Below are 18,908 nucleotides of genomic sequence, written 5' to 3' on the forward strand. Positions count from 1 at the left end.
GCTCCCGTCCGTACGCTGTGGAACAGCACCGGTGGGGGCCGGTGCCGATCAGGGGGCGAGACAGGCGGGTACGGCGCCCGCGGTGGGGGTAGCAGTTTCCGCGACGGCGGCGGCCGTGCGGCGCGCGTCCTTGCCGTGGGTGTCGTACACGCTCCGTGGTTGTCCCCGGCTCCGCGCGGAGCCTGGGGAAGGGGGTTTCGTGGTTCGTATCCGAGTCCTGGTCGTGGACGACCACCGCATCTTCGCCGAGTCGCTCGCCGCCGCCCTGGCCGCCGAGCCGGACGTCGACGTCTCCGCCGCCGGCAGCGGCCCCGCCGCGCTGCGCTGTCTGGAGCGGGCGGCCGGTGAGGGGCGGCGGTACGACGTCCTGCTGGTCGACGCCGACCTGGGTGGCCACGCGTCTGGCAGCCGCCCGGCCGTGCCCGTGCAGGACGGCGACGAAGAGGGCCTGGTCGACGGGATCTCGCTGGTCGCGGGCGTGCGTGCGGCCCAGCCCGCCGTACGGATCGTCGTGCTCGCCGAGAAGGACGATGCCCGGCGGGCGGCGCTCGCGCTGCAGGCCGGTGCCTCCGGGTGGGTCGCCAAGGACTGCTCGCTGTCCCGGCTGCTGACAGTGATCCGGGGCGTGCTGCGCGACGAGACCCATCTGCCGCCCGCCCTGCTCACCGGTGTGCTCCGCGAACTCACCGCCGCGCGCCGGCACCGTACCGAGAGCGAGCGGCTGGTGGAGTCCCTCACGCCGAGGGAGCGGGAGGTGCTCAGGTGCATGGTCGCGGGCCTGGGCCGCAAGGCCGTCGCCGAGCGGCTGTTCCTCTCCCCGCACACCGTGCGCACCCATATGCAGAACGTCCTCGGCAAACTGGGCGTCCACTCGACGCTGGCCGCCGTCGCGCTCGCCCGCCGCGCGGGTGTCGGACCGGCCGACCTAACCGGGGATGTTGTCGAACGGGGCAGTCAACTGGCGTAGCAGGCTGGCCAGTTCAGCGCGCTGGGCGCGGGACAGCTCGGCGAGGATCGCCCGCTCCTGCTCCAGCAGCCCGGCCAGCGCCTGGTCCGCACGGTCCCGGCCGGTGTCGGTCAGCCGGACCAGCACACCCCGCCGGTCACTCGGGTCGGGCAGCCGCTCCACCAGGCCCTTCTTGGCCAGGCGGTCGATGCGGTTGGTCATCGTGCCCGACGTCACCAGGGTCTGCGTCAGCAACTGGCCGGGGGAGAGCTGATACGGCGTGCCCGCGCGCCGGAGCGCGGTCAGCACATCGAACTCCCATGGTTCGAGCTGGTGCTCGGAAAACGCGAGCCTGCGTGCGCGGTCCAGGTGCCGGGCCAGCCTGCTCACCCGGCTGAGCACTTCCAGCGGCTCCACGTCGAGGTCCGGACGCTCCCGGCGCCACGCTGCGACCAGCCGATCGACCTCGTCCTCCATGGAGATCAGTGTAGTGGTTGTGTCGACATGAAGTCTCTTGACATCGAGTCTCTTGACATCGAGATAGTAGGGTGGGGAGAGTGGTGGCCATGACGAACGCCATCTGGGACCCCGGTCAGTACCTGCGGCACGCCGGTCACCGGGCCCGCCCCTTCACCGATCTCCTCGCCCGCGTCCCGGACCTGCCCGCGCGGGCGCCCCGCATCGCCGACCTCGGCTGCGGCCCCGGCAACGTCACCGTCCTGCTCACCCGGCGCTGGCCCGCCGCCCACGTCACCGGCTACGACAACTCGCCCGAGATGCTCGACGCGGCCCACACCGAGCACGAGGGCCCCACGGCCGGGGGCGGCCGGCTGGACTTCGCCCCTGCCGACGTCCGTACCTGGGCGCCCGAGGAGCCGTACGACCTGATCGTCTCCAACGCGACGCTGCAGTGGGTGCCGGGCCACATGGAACGGTTCGCCGACTGGATCGCCGGCCTCAGGCCCGGCGGCGCCCTCGCCTTCCAGGTGCCCGACAACATCGACGCGCCGCTGCACGCCCTGATGCGCGAACTCGCCGGGACCCCGCGCTGGAAGTCCCGCCTCGCCGACGTCCTGCGCCACACCGACTCGGTGCACACCCCCGGCGCCTATCTGGACCGCCTCGCCCGCCTCGGCTGCGCGACCGACGTGTGGCAGACGACGTATCTGCACGTCCTGCAGGGCCAGGACCCGGTCCTGGACTGGGTGAAGGGGACCGGTCTGCGGCCCGCCCTGACCGCGCTCGCCGACGACCCCGAGGCGCGGGACGCGTTCCTCGCCGAGTACCGGGACCTGCTGCGGCAGGCCTACCCGAGCGCGCCGTACGGCACGGTCCTGCCCTTCCGCCGGCTGTTCGCCGTCGCCGTGAAGGAGGCCTGAGGATGCTGGCCGCGGTCGACCATGTGCAGCTGGCGGCGCCTCCGGGGTCCGAGCCCGCCCTTCGGTCGTACTACGTCGATGTCCTCGGCATGACCGAGATCCCCAAGCCACCGGTCCTCGCGGCGCGCGGCGGCTGCTGGTTCCAGGCCGGCGCCGTCCAGCTCCACCTGGGTATCGAGGATCACTTCAGGCCGGCGAAGAAGGCGCACCCCGGGCTGCGGGTGACGGAGATCGAGGCGTACGCGGCCCGGCTGACCTCCCTCGGCGCCCCGGTGACCTGGGACGACAACCTGCCCGGCCATCTCCGCTTCTACTCGGAGGACCCGGTCGGCAACCGGCTGGAGTTCCTGGAACGGGTCAGGTCGTCCGGCCGAGGTGAGTGACGAGGGCTCGGAAAACGGCGCTGGCGGGCCTACCGCGCGGTCGCCGAGGTGGGCCGTGTCTCAGCGAACCCGGGGCGGCCGCGCGCCCTCAATGCACGGCACTCAGTCGGGGGCGGCCAAGGAGCCACACCCCATGAGTGGCGTATTCCCAGGTGACCTGGTCGGTCATGGAAGTAGCCCCAGCATGCGCCTGACTTCTTCGTGCGGAATGCCCGGTCCGAGTGTTCCCTCCGCCTTGCGCCGCTGGTAGTCGGCCACTGCGAGGCTGTCCTCGAGATCCTCGACAAGGCGTGGGGAGACGAGAAGAGCGGCGACACGTCCATGTTCGGTCAGGGCGATGGTCTCGCAGCTGCCCGTCACGCGGCGGACCAGTTCTTCGAGGCAGGAACCTGCTGCGCTGATTTCGATCCGGGTCACGACCACATGCTTCCGCAAGATCACGCCCGGCGTCCGTCGGTTCAGCTCTTCCGATGCCCTATCAACCGCGGCTTCTGCTCCAGGCCGTCCAGGCCGTGCCAGGCCAGGTTGACCAGATGGGCCGCGACCTCCGCCTTCTTCGGCCGACGTACGTCCAGCCACCACTGGCCGGTCAGGGCGACCATGCCGACCAGGGCCTGCGCGTACAGCGGAGCGAGCTTCGGGTCGAAGCCCCGGCTCTTGAACTCGCGGCCCAGGATGTCCTCCACCTGCGTGGCGATGTCCGAGATCAGCGAGGCGAAGGAACCCGTGGACTGGGGGATGGGGGAGTCGCGGACCAGGATGCGGAAGCCGTCCGTGTACTCCTCGATGTAGTCGAGCAACGCGAAGGCCGCCTGCTCGCACAGCTCACGCGGATGGCCGGCCGTCAGCGAGCTGGTCACCATGTCCAGCAGCCGCCGCATCTCACGGTCCACCACCACCGCGTACAGGCCCTCCTTGCCGCCGAAGTGCTCGTACACCACCGGCTTGGACACCCCGGCCCTGGCCGCGATCTCCTCCACCGAGGTGCCCTCGAAACCCTTCGCCGCGAAGAGGGTGCGACCGATCTCCAGCAACTGCTGGCGGCGCTCGGCGCCGGTCATACGGGTCCGGCGGGTCCGCCGCGGCTTGTCGTTGCTGGAGGTGCTGCTGGAGTCGGTCGCCACGGCGTCAATCATGCCGCCTCGGCGCCCGCCTTCCGGCCCCGAGAGCCGTCATCTGGGGTGTTACGGCGCGAATCGATACGGGAGCGTGACGGCCAGCGCACGTCGTACGCCCAGCCGAGCAGCTCGAAGATCCGGATGAAGCGGGCCGAGGAGTCGATCTGGCCGCGCATCACCCCATGCCGCGCCGAGGTCGGGTCGGCGTGGTGCAGGTTGTGCCACGACTCCCCGCACGACAGCACCGCCAGCCACCACACATTGCCCGAACGGTCCCGCGACTTGAACGGCCGCTTGCCCACCGCGTGGCAGATCGAGTTGATCGACCACGTCACATGATGCAGCAGCGCCACCCGTACGAGTGAACCCCAGAAGAACGCGGTGAACGCGCCCCACCAGGACATCGTCACCAGACCCCCGATCAGCGGCGGCAGGACCAGGGAGACGGCGGTCCAGTAGACGAACTGCCGGGAGATCGCCCGGATCGCCGGGTCCTTGATCAGATCCGGCGCGTACCTGTCCTGCGGGGTCTGCTCCTCGTCGAACATCCAGCCGATGTGAGCCCACCACAGGCCCTTCATCAGCGCCGGGACCGTCTCCCCGAACCGCCACGGAGAGTGCGGGTCACCCTCCGCGTCGGAGAACTTGTGATGCTTGCGGTGATCGGCCACCCAGCGCACCAGGGGGCCCTCGACCGCCAGCGAGCCCATGACCGCCAGCGCGATCCTCAGGGGCCGCTTGGCCTTGAACGAACCATGGGTGAAGTACCGGTGGAAACCGATCGTGATGCCGTGGCATCCCAGGAAGTAGAAGAAGACCAGCAGGCCCAGATCGAGCCAGCTCACCCCCCAGCCCCAGGCCAGCGGCACAGCCGCCACGAGTGCCAGGAACGGCACGGTGATGAACAGGAGCAGCGTGATCTGCTCGATCGAACGCTTCTGCTCGCCACCCAGCGTGGCGGAGGGGTAGGGCGTGTCGTTGGCCTTGGGCGCTTCTTCGATCACATCGGAACTGGAGGTCATGCGCGTCCCCTGTGGGGTCGAGGGTCGGGGCAGATGCCGGGCCGCCGGGACCGTACGGGACTCGAACGGTACTTCCCTACGGTTCCGTAACCTACGGCGACGTAAGTATGGCAGCGTGGTGGGCGGCGGCAAGAGCCCAAGACCCTGCGCGTCCACATGGCCACCTATCCTTGGTCTCGGTCGGACAGCGCGGTCCGCTGAAGTTTCCTTCCCGGACGCTCCGGCCCGTATGCGGCGCCCGCCGCCTGCAGGCCGGCCGGGTTCCCTCCCAGACTGAGCTTCAACACTGCAAGGAGCCGCACCTGTGAGCAGTGCCGACGACCAGACCACCACGACCAGCAGCGAGCTGCGCGCCGACATCCGCCGGCTGGGTGATCTCCTGGGCGAGACCCTCGTACGGCAGGAAGGCCCCGAGCTCCTCGACCTGGTCGAGAAGGTCCGCCGCCTCACCCGCGAGGACGGCGAGGCCGCCGCCGAGCTGCTGCGCGGCACCGAACTGGAGACCGCCGCCAAGCTGGTACGCGCCTTCTCCACCTACTTCCACCTCGCCAACGTCACCGAACAGGTGCACCGCGGCCGCGAACTGCGCGCCCGGCGCGCCGCCGAGGGCGGCCTCCTCGCCCGCACCGCCGACCGGCTCAAGGACGCCGACCCCGAACACCTCAAGCAGACCGTCCAGCACCTGAACGTCCGCCCGGTGTTCACGGCACACCCCACCGAGGCCGCACGCCGCTCGGTCCTGAACAAGCTCCGGCGCATCGCCGCGCTCCTGGAGCTCCCCGTCCTCGACTCCGACCGCCGCCGCCACGACGTCCGCCTCGCCGAGAACATCGACCTGGTGTGGCAGACCGACGAGCTGCGCGTCGTACGCCCCGAGCCCGCCGACGAGGCCCGCAACGCCATCTACTACCTCGACGAGCTGCACGCCGACGCGGTCGGCGACGTCCTGGAGGACCTGACGGCCGAACTGGAGCGCGTCGGCGTCAAGCTCCCCGCCGACACCCGCCCCCTCACCTTCGGCACCTGGATCGGCGGCGACCGCGACGGCAACCCCAACGTCACCCCCCAGGTCACCTGGGACGTCCTCATCCTCCAGCACGAACACGGCATCAACGACGCCCTGGAGATGATCGACGAACTGCGCGGACTGCTCTCCAACTCCATCCGCTACACCGGGGCCACCGAGGAACTGCTGCACTCCCTGCAGCAGGACCTGGAGCTGCTCCCCGAGATCAGCCCCCGCTACAAGCGCCTCAACGCCGAGGAGCCCTACCGGCTCAAGGCCACCTGCATCCGGCAGAAGCTGGTCAACACCAAGCAGCGCCTCGCCAGGGGCATCCCGCACGAAGAAGGCCGCGACTACCTCGGCACCGCCGAGCTCCTCGCCGACCTGCGGCTCATCCAGACCTCCCTCCGCGAACACCGCGGCGCACTCTTCGCCGACGGCCGCCTCAACCGCACCATCCGCACCCTGGCCGCCTTCGGCCTCCAGCTCGCCACCATGGACGTCCGCGAACACGCCGACGCCCACCACCACGCCCTCGGCCAGCTCTTCGACCGCCTCGGCGAGGAGTCCTGGCGCTACGCCGACATGCCCCGCGACTACCGCGCCAAGCTCCTCGCCAAGGAGCTGAGGTCACGCCGCCCGCTGGCCTCCACCCCGGCACCCGTCGACGCCGCCGGCGCCAAGACCCTCGGCGTCTTCCAGACCGTCAAGAAGGCCCTGGAGGTCTTCGGCCCCGAGGTCGTCGAGTCCTACATCATCTCCATGTGCCAGGGCGCCGACGACGTCTTCGCCGCCGCCGTCCTCGCCCGCGAGGCCGGCCTCGTCGACCTGCACGCCGGCTGGGCCAAGATCGGCATCGTGCCGCTGCTGGAGACGACGGACGAGCTGAAGGCCGCCGACACCATCCTGGAGGACATGCTCTCCGACCCGTCCTACCGGCGCCTGGTCGCGCTGCGCGGCGACGTCCAGGAGGTCATGCTCGGCTACTCCGACTCCTCCAAGTTCGGCGGCATCACCACCAGCCAGTGGGAGATCCACCGCGCCCAGCGCCGCCTGCGCGACGTCGCCCACCGCTACGGCGTACGCCTGCGCCTCTTCCACGGCCGCGGCGGCACCGTCGGCCGCGGCGGCGGCCCCTCCCACGACGCCATCCTCGCCCAGCCCTGGGGCACCCTCGAAGGCGAGATCAAGGTCACCGAACAGGGCGAGGTCATCTCCGACAAGTACCTCATCCCGTCCCTGGCCCGGGAAAACCTGGAACTGACGGTCGCGGCCACCCTCCAGGCCTCCGCCCTGCACACCGCACCCCGCCAGTCCGACGAAGCCCTCGCCCGCTGGGACGCCGCCATGGACGTCGTCTCCGACGCCGCCCACGCCGCGTACCGCCGCCTCGTCGAGGACCCGGACCTGCCCGCCTACTTCTTCGCCTCCACCCCCGTCGACCAGCTCGCCGACCTGCACCTCGGGTCAAGGCCCTCCCGACGCCCCGACTCCGGCGCCGGCCTCGACGGCCTGCGCGCCATCCCCTGGGTCTTCGGCTGGACCCAGTCCCGGCAGATCGTCCCCGGCTGGTTCGGCGTCGGCTCCGGCCTCAAGGCCCTGCGCGAGGCAGGCCTGCGGCAGGAAGGGGACACCGTGCTCGACGAGATGCACCAGCAGTGGCACTTCTTCCAGAACTTCATCTCCAACGTCGAGATGACCCTCGCGAAGACCGACCTGCGCATCGCCCGGCACTACGTCGACACCCTCGTCCCCGACGACCTCAAGCACGTCTTCGACACCATCAAGGCCGAACACGAACTGACCGTCCGCGAGGTCCTGCGGATCACCGGCGAACAGGAACTACTGGACGCCCAGCCCGACCTGAAGCAGACCTTCGCCATCCGCGACGCCTACCTCGACCCCATCTCCTACCTCCAGGTCACCCTGCTCAAGCGCCAGCGCGACGCCGCCGCAGCCGACGTCACCCCCGACCCCCTCCTCTCCCGCGCCCTGCTCCTCACCGTCAACGGCGTGGCAGCGGGCCTGCGCAACACCGGCTGACCGCGACGACACAAGAAGCACCGCAGAAGAACACGGCACGAGAACAGGCACAAAAGCAGATACAAAAGCAGACACAAAAACGGGTGCCCCCGGGGTCGTACGACCCCGGGGGCACCCGTCATCCCCTCACTGCACCGCCAGAAACGCCGACGTCAGCAACACCGCCCCCAAAAGCCCCAGCACCCACGCCGCCCGCGTCAGCCGCAGCCCGCCCGCCACCACCACCGAGGCCAGCAGCAACGCCCCGCCCAACGGCACCCAGGCATACAGAATCCCCGCCGGCCCCGAACGCACCGCGTCCGACGTACCCGGCTTCAGGACGACGTCGTACGTCTGCCCCTGACGCACCGCGACGGACTTCGTGAGCTCCACGCGCGCACGTGCCCGAGATCCCTCCGATATCGGCGTGAACGGCCCCGTACAGGTCCCCCCGGCACACCGCGTCACCCGCACCGTCCCGGTCTCACGCCCCTTCGTCAGCATCACGTGCTGCGCGGAACCCCAGGAACCCCACACCCCGGCGAACAGAATCAACGCGGCGACCGTACCCATCGCCGCGACCCGACCGAGGCGCAACGCGGACACGGACACCTGGCGGGCGGTGGTGACTGTGGCAGGCATGGCCGGGATCATTGGCCATACCTACGCAGCCGGTCAACTCCCGCGTCCGCCGTAGAAGTACATGTCAGGAGTTGTACGCGCTCTGCGCCCGCTCCAGCCCCTCGATCACCAGACACTCCGCCGCATCCGCCGCACGGTCCACGAAGTAGTCCAGCTCCTTGCGCTCCGCCGACGAGAAATCCTTCAGCACGAAATCCGCGACCTGCATACGACCCGGCGGCCGGCCGATCCCGAACCGCACCCGGTGATAGTCCGAACCCGTCGCCTTCGTCATCGACTTCAGACCGTTGTGCCCGTTGTCACCACCGCCCAGCTTCAGCCGCAGCACCCCGTAGTCGATGTCCAGCTCATCGTGCACCGCCACGATGTTCGCCACCGGCACCTTGTAGAAGTCCCTCAACGCGTTCACCGGACCACCGGACAGATTCATGTACGACATCGGCTTCGCCAGGATCACCCGCCGATTCGCCGGCCCCACCGGACCGATCCGCCCCTCCAGCACCTGCGCCTGCGCCTTGCCCGCCCGCTTGAACTTCCCCCCGATCCGCTCCGCGAGCAAGTCCACCACCATGAAACCGACATTGTGCCGGTTCATGGCGTACTCCGGCCCGGGATTCCCGAGCCCGACGATCAGCCAGGGATCACTACTGGCGGGGGTGGTCACGTTCATGTCTCCTTGATACGCGCCAGCCGCCGCTCCCGGCGAGGGAAGCGGCGGCTGAACAGTCGATGACGACGGGGAGGATCAGGCCTCCGCCGCCTCGCCCTCGGCGGCCTCTTCGCCCTCGGCGACCTCCTCGGCCTGCGCCTGCAGAACCTGCAGAACGACAGCGTCCCCCTCCACAGCCAGGGTCACGCCGTTCGGCAGCGCGATGTCCTTGGCGAGGACGGAGGCACCGGCCTCCAGACCCTCCACGGAGACCGTGACGGCCTCGGGGATGTGCGTGGCCTCGGCCTCGACCGGCAGCGTGTTCAGGACGTGCTCCAGCAGGTTGCCACCCGGGGCCAGCTCGCCCTCGGTGTGCACCGGAATCTCGACCGTGACCTTCTCGCCACGCTTGACCAGCAGCAGGTCCACGTGCTCCAGGAAGCCCTTGATCGCGTCACGCTGGACGGCCTTCGGGATCGCCAGCTCGTTGGTCTTGCCGTCGATGTCCAGAGAGATCAGGACGTTCGGCGTACGCAGCGCCAGCGACAGGTCGTGACCCGGCAGGGTCAGGTGCAGCGGCTCGGTGCCGTGGCCGTAGAGAACAACCGGAACCTTGGAGTCACGGCGGATGCGACGGGCGGCACCCTTGCCGAACTCGGTACGGGTCTCGGCGGTGAGCTTCACCTCGGACATGATGATCACTCCTCGTAGGAACTCGGAACGGACGTGGTCACCCGGCCACGAACGGCCTGCTACGAAGAGCGCGTCGATAACGGACCGCCGTACACACGAGTACGGCCTCCCTCGCCGAGCAACTGCGACAGTCTACTCGGACAGGGAGGCCGCACTCAAAAGGATCTCCGCCTAGCCCTCACGACGGGCCCGCGAAAAACTCACTGCGCGAAAACTCACTGCTCGTCGAAGAGGCTCGTCACCGAACCATCCTCGAACACCTCACGCACCGCACTCGCGATCGTCGGAGCGATCGACAACACCGTGATCTTGTCCAGATCCCGGCCCAGCTCCGCCGGCGTCGGCAGCGTGTTCGTGAACACGAACTCACTCACCCGCGAGTTCTTCAGCCGGTCCGCCGCCGGACCCGACAGCACACCGTGCGTCGCGGTCACGATCACGTCCTCCGCACCGTGCGCGAACAGCGCGTCCGCAGCCGCGCAGATCGTGCCACCGGTGTCGATCATGTCGTCGACCAGGACACACACCCGGCCCTTGACCTCACCCACGACCTCATGGACGGTCACCTGGTTCGCCACGTCCTTGTCACGCCGCTTGTGCACGATCGCCAGCGGCGCACCCAGCCGGTCGCACCACCGGTCCGCCACCCGCACCCGACCCGCGTCCGGCGACACCACCGTCAGCTTGTCCCGGTCCACCTTCCGGCCCACGTAGTCCGCGAGGAGCGGAAGCGCGAACAGGTGGTCGACGGGACCGTCGAAGAAGCCCTGGATCTGATCGGTGTGCAGGTCGACGGTCAGAATCCGGTCCGCCCCCGCCGTCTTCATCAGATCCGCGATCAGACGCGCCGAAATCGGTTCACGACCCCGGTGCTTCTTGTCCTGCCGCGCGTAACCGTAGAACGGCACAATCACCGTGATGGAGCGAGCCGACGCACGCTTCAGCGCGTCGATCATGATCAGCTGCTCCATGATCCACTGGTTGATCGGAGCCGTGTGGCTCTGGATCACAAAACAGTCCGCACCACGAGCCGACTCCTGGTAACGGACGTAGATCTCACCATTCGCGAAGTCGAAGGCCTTCGTCGGGACAACCCCGACACCCAGCTGCTGGGCGACCTCCTCGGCAAGCTCGGGGTGGGCGCGGCCGGAGAAGAACATCAACTTCTTCTCGCCGGTCGTCTTGATCCCGGTCACAGCACAGTCTCCTCAGAGGTTGTCTCAGCCAGCCGGCTGCTCGGCGACCTCTCGGCTGGGCATGAGAGGCCATATCAGCTGGTAAGGGTGGCGGGGTGCACACGTGCGGATATGCACCTATCACGGTACGCCGTGTTCGGCACACCCGTTTCCGGTCACTCCTCGCGCTCACCCCGCCGGGACGCCGCCTCAGCCGCCTTCGCAGCCGCACTGCCCGGACGCTTCCGAGCCACCCAACCCTCGATATTCCGCTGCTGACCACGGGCCACAGCCAGCGAACCGGGCGGCACATCCTTCGTGATCACAGACCCGGCGGCGGTGTACGCACCGTCCCCGACCGTGACAGGCGCCACAAACATGTTGTCCGAACCGGTACGGCAATGCGACCCGACGGTGGTGTGGTGCTTGTCCTGACCGTCATAGTTCACGAACACACTGGCCGCACCGATGTTCGTGTACTCACCGATCGTCGCGTCCCCCACGTACGACAGATGCGGCACCTTCGTCCCCTCGCCGATCGAAGCGTTCTTCGTCTCGACGTACGTACCGATCTTGCCCTTCGCACCGAGACGCGTACCCGGCCGCAGATACGCGAACGGCCCCACGCTCGCATCCGCACCGATCAGAGCGGAATCCGACACCGTGCTGTCCACCCGCGCCCCCGCACCCACCTGCGTGTCCTTCAACCGGCTGTTCGGCCCCACCTCGGCACCCTCACCGACATGCGTCGACCCCGTCAGCAGCGTGTTCGGCAGAACCACGGCGTCCCGCTCGAAGGTCACCGTCACATCCACCCAGGTCGAGGCCGGGTCGACGACCGTGACCCCACCCAGCATCGCGGCCGTCAGCAACCGGTCATTGAGAATCCGGCGCGCCTCGGCCAGCTGCACCCGGTTGTTGATCCCGGCGATCTCCCGGTGATCGCCCGCCACGGAGGCGCCGACGCGACGCCCGGCCTCCCGAAGGATCCCCAGCACGTCCGTGAGGTACTCCTCACCCTGACTGTTGTCCGTCCGCACCTTCTTCAGCGCGTCCGCCAGCAACTGCCCGTCGAACGCGAACACCCCGCTGTTGATCTCCCGGATCGCCCGCTGGGCGTCGGTCGCGTCCTTGTGCTCCACGATCGCGGTCACGGCACCCGTCGCCCCGTCCCGCACGATCCGGCCGTAACCGGTCGCGTCCGGCACCTCGGCGGTCAGCACGGTCACGGCGTTGCCGTCGGCGGCGTGGGTCTCGGCCAGCTGCTTCAGGGTGTCGGCGGCGAGCAGGGGCGTGTCCCCGCACACGACCACCACGGTCCCCTCCACGGCCCCGCCCAGCTCCTCCAGACCCATCCGCACGGCATGCCCGGTCCCGTTCTGCTCCGCCTGTACGGCGGTCCTGGTGGCCGGGTCGATCTCGGCGAGGTGGGCGGTGACCTGCTCACGGGCGTGGCCCACGACCACGACCAGGTTCTGCGGGTCCAACTCACGGGCGGCGGCCAGCACATGACCGACCAGGGAACGGCCACAGATCTCGTGCAGGACCTTCGGTGTGGCCGACTTCATACGGGTGCCCTCACCCGCTGCGAGAACGACGACGGCGGCCGGGCGGATGGCGCTCACGGGGTTGCCCTTCGGCTGTGGGTGAGTGGGGTGACAGCCGCAGGATACCGGGGCGTTTCGTGGGGGACATGAGAGCGGGCCCTGACGGGGAGGTCAGGGCCCGAACCTAGGTCTTGTGTGCTGTGGCTCCCCTGCCAGGACTCGAACCTGGAACAAATCATCCAAAGTGACCCGTGTTGCCGATTACACCACAGGGGAGTGCATATGCGTCCTAAACGGACATTTGATCAGCCCGCTGAGGTTGCGGCACCCACTATGCCGCACCACCAGCCTTCGATGCGACGGTAGAGATCCGCTCCTTGTCGCACTTTGATTCCGAGGCACCCCCGATAGGCGGCGCCGGTGTTCTTGCGTACGGTCGCGGGGTTGTGTTTCTTGAGGATTGTCTTGCCTAGGAGCGCCCTGTCGATGCCGACGAGGTCGGCCCAGTAGTGCTCGGCGGCGTCGATGTCTGCGGTTTCGTGGATCATGACTCGGCAGTGCAGGCGATCACGTGTCACGTCCAGCAGGTCCAGCCAGGCGAGGAAGACGGAGATCACCCCTGGATCGCTGTTGACGAACTCCACGCTCTCGCGGCGGGCGTGTGGTTTGTCCTTCGTTCCCTCGGCCCAATACAGGGCGACGCCCGTGATGAAGAGCTCTCGATCCGTGAGGTCGCCGATCGCTGCTGACGCTTCCTGCTTGGTCGCCACCCGCTCGCGGTCCTGCGATGCCCGCAGCCTTGCCAGCCCGGCGTTCATGCGCGCCCGTTGTTCCTCTGGGGTGCACTTGGGCTCGGGGTGCGGCAGGTCGCGCACCCAAAGCGAGACTGAACTCTTGGAGCAGCCGAGTTCCGCCTGGATCTCGTTGTAAGTCCAGCCCTGGAGTCGTAGCTCCCGCGCCCTCTCTCGAAGGTCGTCCTTGGCTCGCGGGCGCTTGGTCCACTCCGGTGGGGGCTCGCCCTTGACCAGCTGGTTGAGGATGTCGTTGTTGAAGATCTTCAGCTCGTCGCGGATCTGCCGGAGGCTGTGGCCGGCCCGGCGCAGGGCTACAGCCTGCTCGCGGAGGCTCTCTAAGGCGGCGTATTTGCCTGATGGATGTGCCATAGGCATACCGTCTGGCCGGAATGGAGCGTTCCGGTGTCGAACGGGAAGGGTTCACCAGTTCGAGGGATACCGGTGGGTTTCGAGGCCGTGCGGTTACGGAGTGTGGTGTGTGGCGGTAGGCGAAAGTCACCGGAAAAGCCGTGGGGGTGGCCCGTAGGCTGGATGCATGACCACTACGGGGGAAGACCACGCCAGGGGCCTGACCGGCCCGTGGTGGTGGGGGAGGTGGCGCGGTGCGGTGCTCGACGGGAGTCTCGCGCTGGTGTCCGCCGTGGAGTGCGGTGCGGAGGGGATTCCGTTCGCCCGGGACGCGGGGATCCCGGTGTCGGTGGGGATCGTTTTCGGCCTGATCGCCGGTTCGGTGTTGCTCGTACGGCGGAAGTGGCCGATCGCCGTCGTGCTCGTCGCCATCGCGATCACGCCTGCGCAGATGGGGTTTCTGCTGGGCGTCGTCGGCCTGTACACCCTCGCCTCGTGTGAGCTGCCGCGCCGGATCATCGGGGCGTTGGCGGGGATGTCGCTGCTGGGGACGGCGGTGGTGACGTTCGTGCGGGTGCGGCAGGACATGGCGCGGGGGGATCTGACGCTGGGTGACTGGTTCGTGCCGTTCGCTGCGGTGACGACGGCGCTGGGGCTGACGGCTCCGCCGGTGCTGCTGGGGTTGTACGTGGGGGCGCGTCGGCGGTTGATGGAGAGTCTGCGGGAGCGGGCGGATTCGCTGGAGCGGGAGCTTCAGTTGCTGGCGGAGCGGGCGGAGGAGCGGGCCGAGTGGGCGCGCAATGAGGAGCGGACGCGGATCGCGCGGGAGATGCATGACGTTGTCGCGCATCGGGTGAGTTTGATGGTGGTGCACTCGGCGGCGTTGCAGGCGGTGGCTCGGAAGGATCCGGAGAAGGCTGTGCGGAATGCCGCTCTGGTGGGGGATATGGGGCGGCAGGCGTTGACCGAGTTGCGGGAGATGCTCGGGGTGTTGCGGGCGGGGGAGGACGTGGGCCGGCGTGTGGCGGGGATGCCGTTGGCGGCGGTGCGGGAGGCGGCTGCGGCTGCGGCTTCTCGGGCGGTGGTGGAGGGCGGGCCGGGTCCGGAGGGTCCGTGTCTGTCGGAGTTGGATGAGTTGATCGGGCAGTCGGCGGCGGCGGGGATGGTCGTGGATCTGTCGGTGCAGGGGGAGGTGCGGTCGTATGCGGCGCAGATCGAGCAGACGGCGTACCGGGTGGTGCAGGAGGCGCTGACGAACGTCCACAAGCACGCGGCGGGTGCGAAGACGCATGTGCGGCTGGCGCATCGGGTGTCGGAGATCGCGATGCAGGTGGAGAACGAGCCGCCGCCGGAGCCGGGGTCGGCGTCGGCGGCGGGGTTGCCGTCGGGTGGGAATGGCCTGGTGGGGATGCGGGAGCGGGTTGTGGCGCTGGGTGGTGTATTTGTGTCGGGGCCGACTGATGCGGGTGGTTTCCGGGTGTCGGCGGTGATTCCGGCGGTGTGAGCCTTGGTCGTCTCGGGGTCGGGTGTCGGCGGTGATTCGGGGCCTGATCCGGTGTTTTCTGTCGTGTTTCAGCCGGCGGTGAGGCGTACGGGTTCGATGCCGGTGATGAGGGTGGCGAGGGCGTGGTCGATGTCGGGGCCTGCGTACCAGTCGCCGGTGTGGTCGAGGGTGTAGACGCGGCCTTCGGTGTCGATGGCGAGGACGCCTGCGGTGTCGGTCTCTTGGCCGAGGGGGCAGATCTCGGTGCCGAGGGCGCGGCCGAGGTCGCCGAGGGTGCGGGCGTGGTGGAGGCCGTGCAGGGGGTCGAGGTGGAGGGTGGCGGGGGCGATCTGGCGGCCGGGTCCGCTGGGGGTGATGCGGAGGCCGCCGAATTCGGCCCAGGCTTCGACGGCTGCGGGGAAGACGGTGTGCCGGTGTCCGGCGGGTGAGGTGTGCTCGCGTAGGGCGTCGGCCCAGATTTCTGCCTGTTTTATGTCCCAGCGTCCGGGTTGCCAGCCGGCGGCGCGCAGGGCGGCGTCGACGAGTACGGGGAAGCGGGCTGGGGTGGCCCCGTGCTCGTGGCGGGCGGCGGGTTTGGGGGTGGTGGCGTTGTCGGGGTGCATCTGCCCTTCGTTCGTCGTGCGTCGTGCCGGCGGGTGGTACTGGGGTGGACGGTGGTGGTCAGCCGTCGGTTGCCGTGGGGTCGACGATGCGGACGCCGAAGTGGGCGCTGAGGGCGGTGCAGGCGCGGCAGGGGGTGGCGAAGCTGCCGTGGAGGGGGTCGCCGTCCTCGCGTATGCGGCGGGCGGTGAGTTTGGCGTGTTTGAGGGCTTTGCGGGCTTCGCCGTTGGTCATGGGTTTTCGGGCGGCGCGTTTGCTGCGGGTGGCGTCGGCTGCGGTGATGTGCCGGGAGATGAGGATGGTTTCGGCGCAGCGGCCGGTGAAGCGGTCGCGCTGGGCGCTGGTGAGGGTGTCGAGGAAGTCCTGGACGAGGGGGTGCAGGGGTGGGGGTTGGTCGCTGCGGGCGGCGGTGCCGGTGAGGGTGGCGCCGCGGACGGAGAGGGCGGCGGCGACGGTGGGCAGGATGCCGTCGCGGCGGTGGCGCAGGGTGGGGGCGGGGGGTGTGTCGGTGCCGCTCCAGCCGATGCGGGGGTCGCCGGCCCGCACGTCGGTACCTCCGGTTCGCAAGGTATTCATGATCGTTTTCCCTCCCCGGGCATCCCCTCGAAGGACACAGGGTGCCAAATGCCGTGGCCGGTGCGGAAGCTGGGGCGGTGCGACACGCCCTAGTCGGGGCAGGTCGTCACGGTGGGGTGACGGCTGGTGACGGAGGCGGAGGGTGGATTTTCCCGGGATGTGGAGGGGTGGCTTTCCCGGGGTGCGGTGGGCCGGTGACCGGGGTTCGGGTACCGCATAGGCTGTGGCCATCCGCGATCGACACCGCCGATTGAGGCCAGAGAGAACGCCGCAGGGGGCTACCGCCATGACGACAGGTCGGCTCGGGCAGCAAGCCGCGCCGCCGAACGCGGCCTATGCCGGGCAGGTTGTGCATTTCCCGGATCCGGTTCGTGCGGCGCGTCACCCGAGAGGGGTACGGGTCGACGAGCGTGGTTACCCGGATTTTGCTCCGTACGCGCGTGTGGCGGTGGAGATCGCCGAGCCGCCGGACGGTTTCGGCGTGGACGAGTTGCGGCTGACGGACTATGTGTCGGCGAACGCGGCGCTGGCGGCGGAGCGGCACGAGTTGTGGGACACGGTGCCGGATGTGGCGACGCCGCATGGCTGGACGTGGCATCACGTGGCGGGTACGCGGCGGTTGGAGCTGATTCCGGTCGAGGTGAAGGCGCTGTTGCGGCATCACGGTGGGATCGCGACGGCGCCGGTGGATCACGGCAAGCGTGGCACGCGGCCGTTGCAGGAGACGCGGCCGGCGCATTTCGGGCTGCCGAAGTCGGGTGTGGCGGTGACGGAGGCGCAGGTGCAGGGGGTCGAGGAGGATCTCGGTTACCGGCTTCCGGGTGCGTACCGTTCGTTCCTGAAGGCGGCGGGCGGTTGTGCGCCGGTGGGTGCGGCGCTGGTCGCCGAGTTGGGTCTGCTGGTGGACCAGCCGTTCTTCACGGTGCGGGACGAGGCGGCCGTGAATGACCTGGTGTACGTCAACAAGTGTCTGCGCGACCACCTGACGAAGGATTACCTCGGGGTGGCGTTCGTGCAGGGCGGGTTGCTCGTGGTGAAGGTGAAGGGCGAGCGGCCCGGTTCGGTGTGGTTCTGTGCGTACGACGATGTGCGTGACGTGGATCCGTCGTGGTCGCCTGCGGAGCGGGTGGAGCGTCTGCTGCTGCCGTGCGGTGAGGACTTCGATGCCTTTCTGTCGCGGCTGGCGGGGAATCCGCCGGAGTTGGAGACGGTGGCGAATCTGATGGTCGACGGCGGTTTCGCCCATGTCGTTCCGGTGTCCGCCGGCTCGGCGTCGTCCGGCCCGGTGGGGGAGTGAGCTTCAGGCGATGGTGACCTACGCGCAGGCGCAGGAGCGTGCCGAGGAGTGGATCAACGGTGACGTGCCCGCGTACCAGCATCGTGAGGTGCGGGTGCGGGAGTTCGAGCTGGGTTTCGTGGTGTGGGGCGAGGACCGGGCGGAGGGTCCGCGTTCGGACGCGGGCGCGCAGCGGCTGGTGATCGCCCGGGACAGCGGGGAGGCGACGCTGTGGCCCGGTCTGCCGGTGGGCGAGGTGATCCGCCGGTACGAGGAGGAGTACGGCCGTGCCGATGAGCCGCGGGACGCGGTTCCGGCGCCGGCGGCTGCCCGGATGGATCTCAATCAGACGTCGTTCCTGCTGACTCCTCCGGAGTGGCTGCAGGAGGCGGCGGACAAGCTGGGCATCGGGAGTGACCGGCGGCCGGAGGGCGAGGGCGGTTCTGGGGCCGGGGTCGGCGCCGGTGGCGGTGCTTCGGGTGTCGGTTCCGGTGCTGGTGCTGGTGATGCTGTGGGTGCCGGTGCCGGTGCCGGTGCCGGTGCCGGTGCCGGTGCCGGTGCTGGGGCTTCGTCCGGTGTCGGTATCGGTGCTTCGTCCGGTGGATCGGGGCTGGCGGAGACGCGGGCCGGGGTGCCGGCGGGGGCTTCGGGGGCGCCTGGGGTGTCCGGGGGCTCTGGGGGGCTCGGTGGGGCGCAGGGTGGGTCGGGTGCGCCGGGCGCGTCCGGTGTGCCCGGGGCGCCTGTTCCTGGCGATGCGCCGCGCGCGGATGTGCCGGTGGGGGCGACGCCCTGGTCCGGTACCGACACGAACGCGGGGCCGGGTGAGGACGACCGTTCCGTGCCGCTGCCCGCGACGGTGTTCGCGCCGCCGCTGAGCGATCCCGGCGGGGAGGCTCCGCGGCCGCCGGCGAGCACGCCGGAGGCGAAGACGGCGTTGATGTCGGGGGGCAGCCAGCTGCCGCCGACGGCGGTCGCGCCGGCGCTCGATCCTACGAACACGCCGGGCGCGCTGGGCTTCCCGGCGGGCGCGCCAGGTGGCTCGTCCGCCTCTGGTGGTGCGCCGGGGGCGCCCGATGCTGCGCACACGCCTGGTGTGCCCGGGGCGCCCGCCGCTCCTGGTGCGCCGGGCGCTCCGCAGGGCAGCACGCCTCCTCCGCCGCCCGGCACGCCGCCGTACGGCTACCCGCAGCCGCCGGCGGCACCCGGTACGCCTCCGCCGGGCGTACCC

The 18,908-nt window shown here is 69.6% G+C and carries 18 protein-coding genes, 1 tRNA gene and 1 pseudogene; 7 read left to right on the forward strand and 13 right to left on the reverse strand.

From position 1 onward, the window contains the following. Positions 1-199: 199 nt before the first annotated feature. Positions 200-967, forward strand: coding sequence for a LuxR C-terminal-related transcriptional regulator (locus M878_RS74655; RefSeq protein ID WP_031225723.1), 768 nt, complete (start codon positions 200-202; stop codon positions 965-967). On the opposite strand, the gene tamR is transcribed toward M878_RS74655, so the two are convergent. Next, the gene (tamR, locus tag M878_RS74660) at positions 926-1,423 is read right to left on the reverse strand and encodes a MarR family transcriptional regulator TamR (RefSeq protein WP_023549930.1); all 498 of its coding nucleotides are present in this window, start codon (positions 1,421-1,423) and stop codon (positions 926-928) included. The genes M878_RS74655 and tamR overlap by 42 nt on opposite strands. Before the next feature lie 89 nt (positions 1,424-1,512). On the opposite strand from tamR, the gene M878_RS74665 reads away from it, so the two are divergent. Further along, a complete protein-coding gene (locus M878_RS74665; protein WP_023549931.1) occupies positions 1,513-2,325 on the forward strand; it encodes a trans-aconitate 2-methyltransferase in 813 nt (270 codons plus the stop codon). Positions 2,326-2,327: 2 nt separating this feature from the next. Then, positions 2,328-2,708: a VOC family protein gene (locus tag M878_RS74670; protein WP_023549932.1), complete on the forward strand. Its 381-nt coding sequence runs from the start codon at positions 2,328-2,330 to the stop codon at positions 2,706-2,708. Between the two features lie 165 nt (positions 2,709-2,873). Here the strand turns inward: M878_RS74670 and M878_RS74675 are convergent, their stop codons facing one another. Genes M878_RS74675 through M878_RS74685 form a run of 3 tightly spaced genes read right to left on the reverse strand, consistent with a single transcriptional unit; the run spans position 2,874 to position 4,848 of the window. Beyond that, positions 2,874-3,125: a prevent-host-death family protein gene (locus tag M878_RS74675; protein ID WP_031225725.1), complete on the reverse strand. Its 252-nt coding sequence runs from the start codon at positions 3,123-3,125 to the stop codon at positions 2,874-2,876. Positions 3,126-3,166: 41 nt separating this feature from the next. Further along, positions 3,167-3,844 carry a TetR/AcrR family transcriptional regulator gene (locus M878_RS74680; RefSeq protein ID WP_023549934.1) on the reverse strand — a complete coding sequence of 226 codons (678 nt, stop codon included), beginning with the start codon at positions 3,842-3,844 and terminating at the stop codon, positions 3,167-3,169. Then, complete coding sequence (locus tag M878_RS74685) at positions 3,841-4,848, reverse strand: acyl-CoA desaturase (RefSeq protein WP_023549935.1); 1,008 nt, start codon at positions 4,846-4,848, stop codon at positions 3,841-3,843. The genes M878_RS74680 and M878_RS74685 overlap by 4 nt, the downstream gene beginning before the upstream one ends. Before the next feature lie 304 nt (positions 4,849-5,152). Here M878_RS74685 and ppc point away from each other — a divergent pair, with 304 nt between their 5' ends. Continuing rightward, positions 5,153-7,897, forward strand: a complete 2,745-nt coding sequence (gene ppc / locus M878_RS74690; protein ID WP_023549936.1) for a phosphoenolpyruvate carboxylase — start codon at positions 5,153-5,155, stop codon at positions 7,895-7,897. A 126-nt stretch (positions 7,898-8,023) separates the two neighbouring features. Here the strand turns inward: ppc and M878_RS74695 are convergent, their stop codons facing one another. The 7 genes from M878_RS74695 to M878_RS74725 form a co-directional block, all read right to left on the reverse strand. Then, positions 8,024-8,530: a TMEM70/TMEM186/TMEM223 family protein gene (locus M878_RS74695; protein ID WP_023549937.1), complete on the reverse strand. Its 507-nt coding sequence runs from the start codon at positions 8,528-8,530 to the stop codon at positions 8,024-8,026. Positions 8,531-8,582: 52 nt separating this feature from the next. Then, complete coding sequence (gene pth, locus M878_RS74700) at positions 8,583-9,188, reverse strand: aminoacyl-tRNA hydrolase (protein WP_023549938.1); 606 nt, start codon at positions 9,186-9,188, stop codon at positions 8,583-8,585. 75 nt (positions 9,189-9,263) lie between these two features. After that, positions 9,264-9,860 (reverse strand): 50S ribosomal protein L25/general stress protein Ctc, encoded by a 597-nt coding sequence (locus tag M878_RS74705; RefSeq protein ID WP_023549939.1) that lies wholly within the window; start codon positions 9,858-9,860, stop codon positions 9,264-9,266. Between the two features lie 215 nt (positions 9,861-10,075). Then, entirely contained in the window at positions 10,076-11,056 is a 981-nt protein-coding gene (locus tag M878_RS74710) for a ribose-phosphate diphosphokinase (protein ID WP_023549940.1), read from the reverse strand. Between the two features lie 155 nt (positions 11,057-11,211). Further along, on the reverse strand, positions 11,212-12,660 hold the full coding sequence (gene glmU, locus M878_RS74715; RefSeq protein WP_078630383.1) for a bifunctional UDP-N-acetylglucosamine diphosphorylase/glucosamine-1-phosphate N-acetyltransferase GlmU: 1,449 nt from the start codon (positions 12,658-12,660) through the stop codon (positions 11,212-11,214). 123 nt (positions 12,661-12,783) lie between these two features. After that, a tRNA-Gln gene (locus M878_RS74720) sits at positions 12,784-12,858 on the reverse strand. Positions 12,859-12,887: 29 nt separating this feature from the next. After that, positions 12,888-13,745, reverse strand: a complete 858-nt coding sequence (locus tag M878_RS74725) for a terminase gpP N-terminus-related DNA-binding protein (RefSeq protein ID WP_023549942.1) — start codon at positions 13,743-13,745, stop codon at positions 12,888-12,890. A 166-nt stretch (positions 13,746-13,911) separates the two neighbouring features. On the opposite strand from M878_RS74725, the gene M878_RS74730 reads away from it, so the two are divergent. After that, positions 13,912-15,228, forward strand: coding sequence for a sensor histidine kinase (locus M878_RS74730; RefSeq protein WP_023549943.1), 1,317 nt, complete (start codon positions 13,912-13,914; stop codon positions 15,226-15,228). Positions 15,229-15,296: 68 nt separating this feature from the next. Here the strand turns inward: M878_RS74730 and M878_RS74735 are convergent, their stop codons facing one another. Together M878_RS74735 and M878_RS74740 are read right to left on the reverse strand one after the other, a co-directional pair. Further along, positions 15,297-15,830 (reverse strand): SUKH-3 domain-containing protein, encoded by a 534-nt coding sequence (locus M878_RS74735; RefSeq protein WP_023549944.1) that lies wholly within the window; start codon positions 15,828-15,830, stop codon positions 15,297-15,299. 58 nt (positions 15,831-15,888) lie between these two features. After that, entirely contained in the window at positions 15,889-16,404 is a 516-nt protein-coding gene (locus tag M878_RS74740) for a YwqJ-related putative deaminase (protein ID WP_031225727.1), read from the reverse strand. Positions 16,405-16,690: 286 nt separating this feature from the next. Here M878_RS74740 and M878_RS74745 point away from each other — a divergent pair, with 286 nt between their 5' ends. After that, the gene (locus tag M878_RS74745; protein ID WP_031225729.1) at positions 16,691-17,701 is read left to right on the forward strand and encodes an SMI1/KNR4 family protein; all 1,011 of its coding nucleotides are present in this window, start codon (positions 16,691-16,693) and stop codon (positions 17,699-17,701) included. A 10-nt stretch (positions 17,702-17,711) separates the two neighbouring features. After that, a pseudogene (locus M878_RS94770) lies at positions 17,712-18,908 on the forward strand (SUKH-4 family immunity protein); the annotation flags it as partial.

The organism is Streptomyces roseochromogenus subsp. oscitans DS 12.976 (assembly GCF_000497445.1).
Lineage (GTDB): Bacteria > Actinomycetota > Actinomycetes > Streptomycetales > Streptomycetaceae > Streptomyces > Streptomyces oscitans.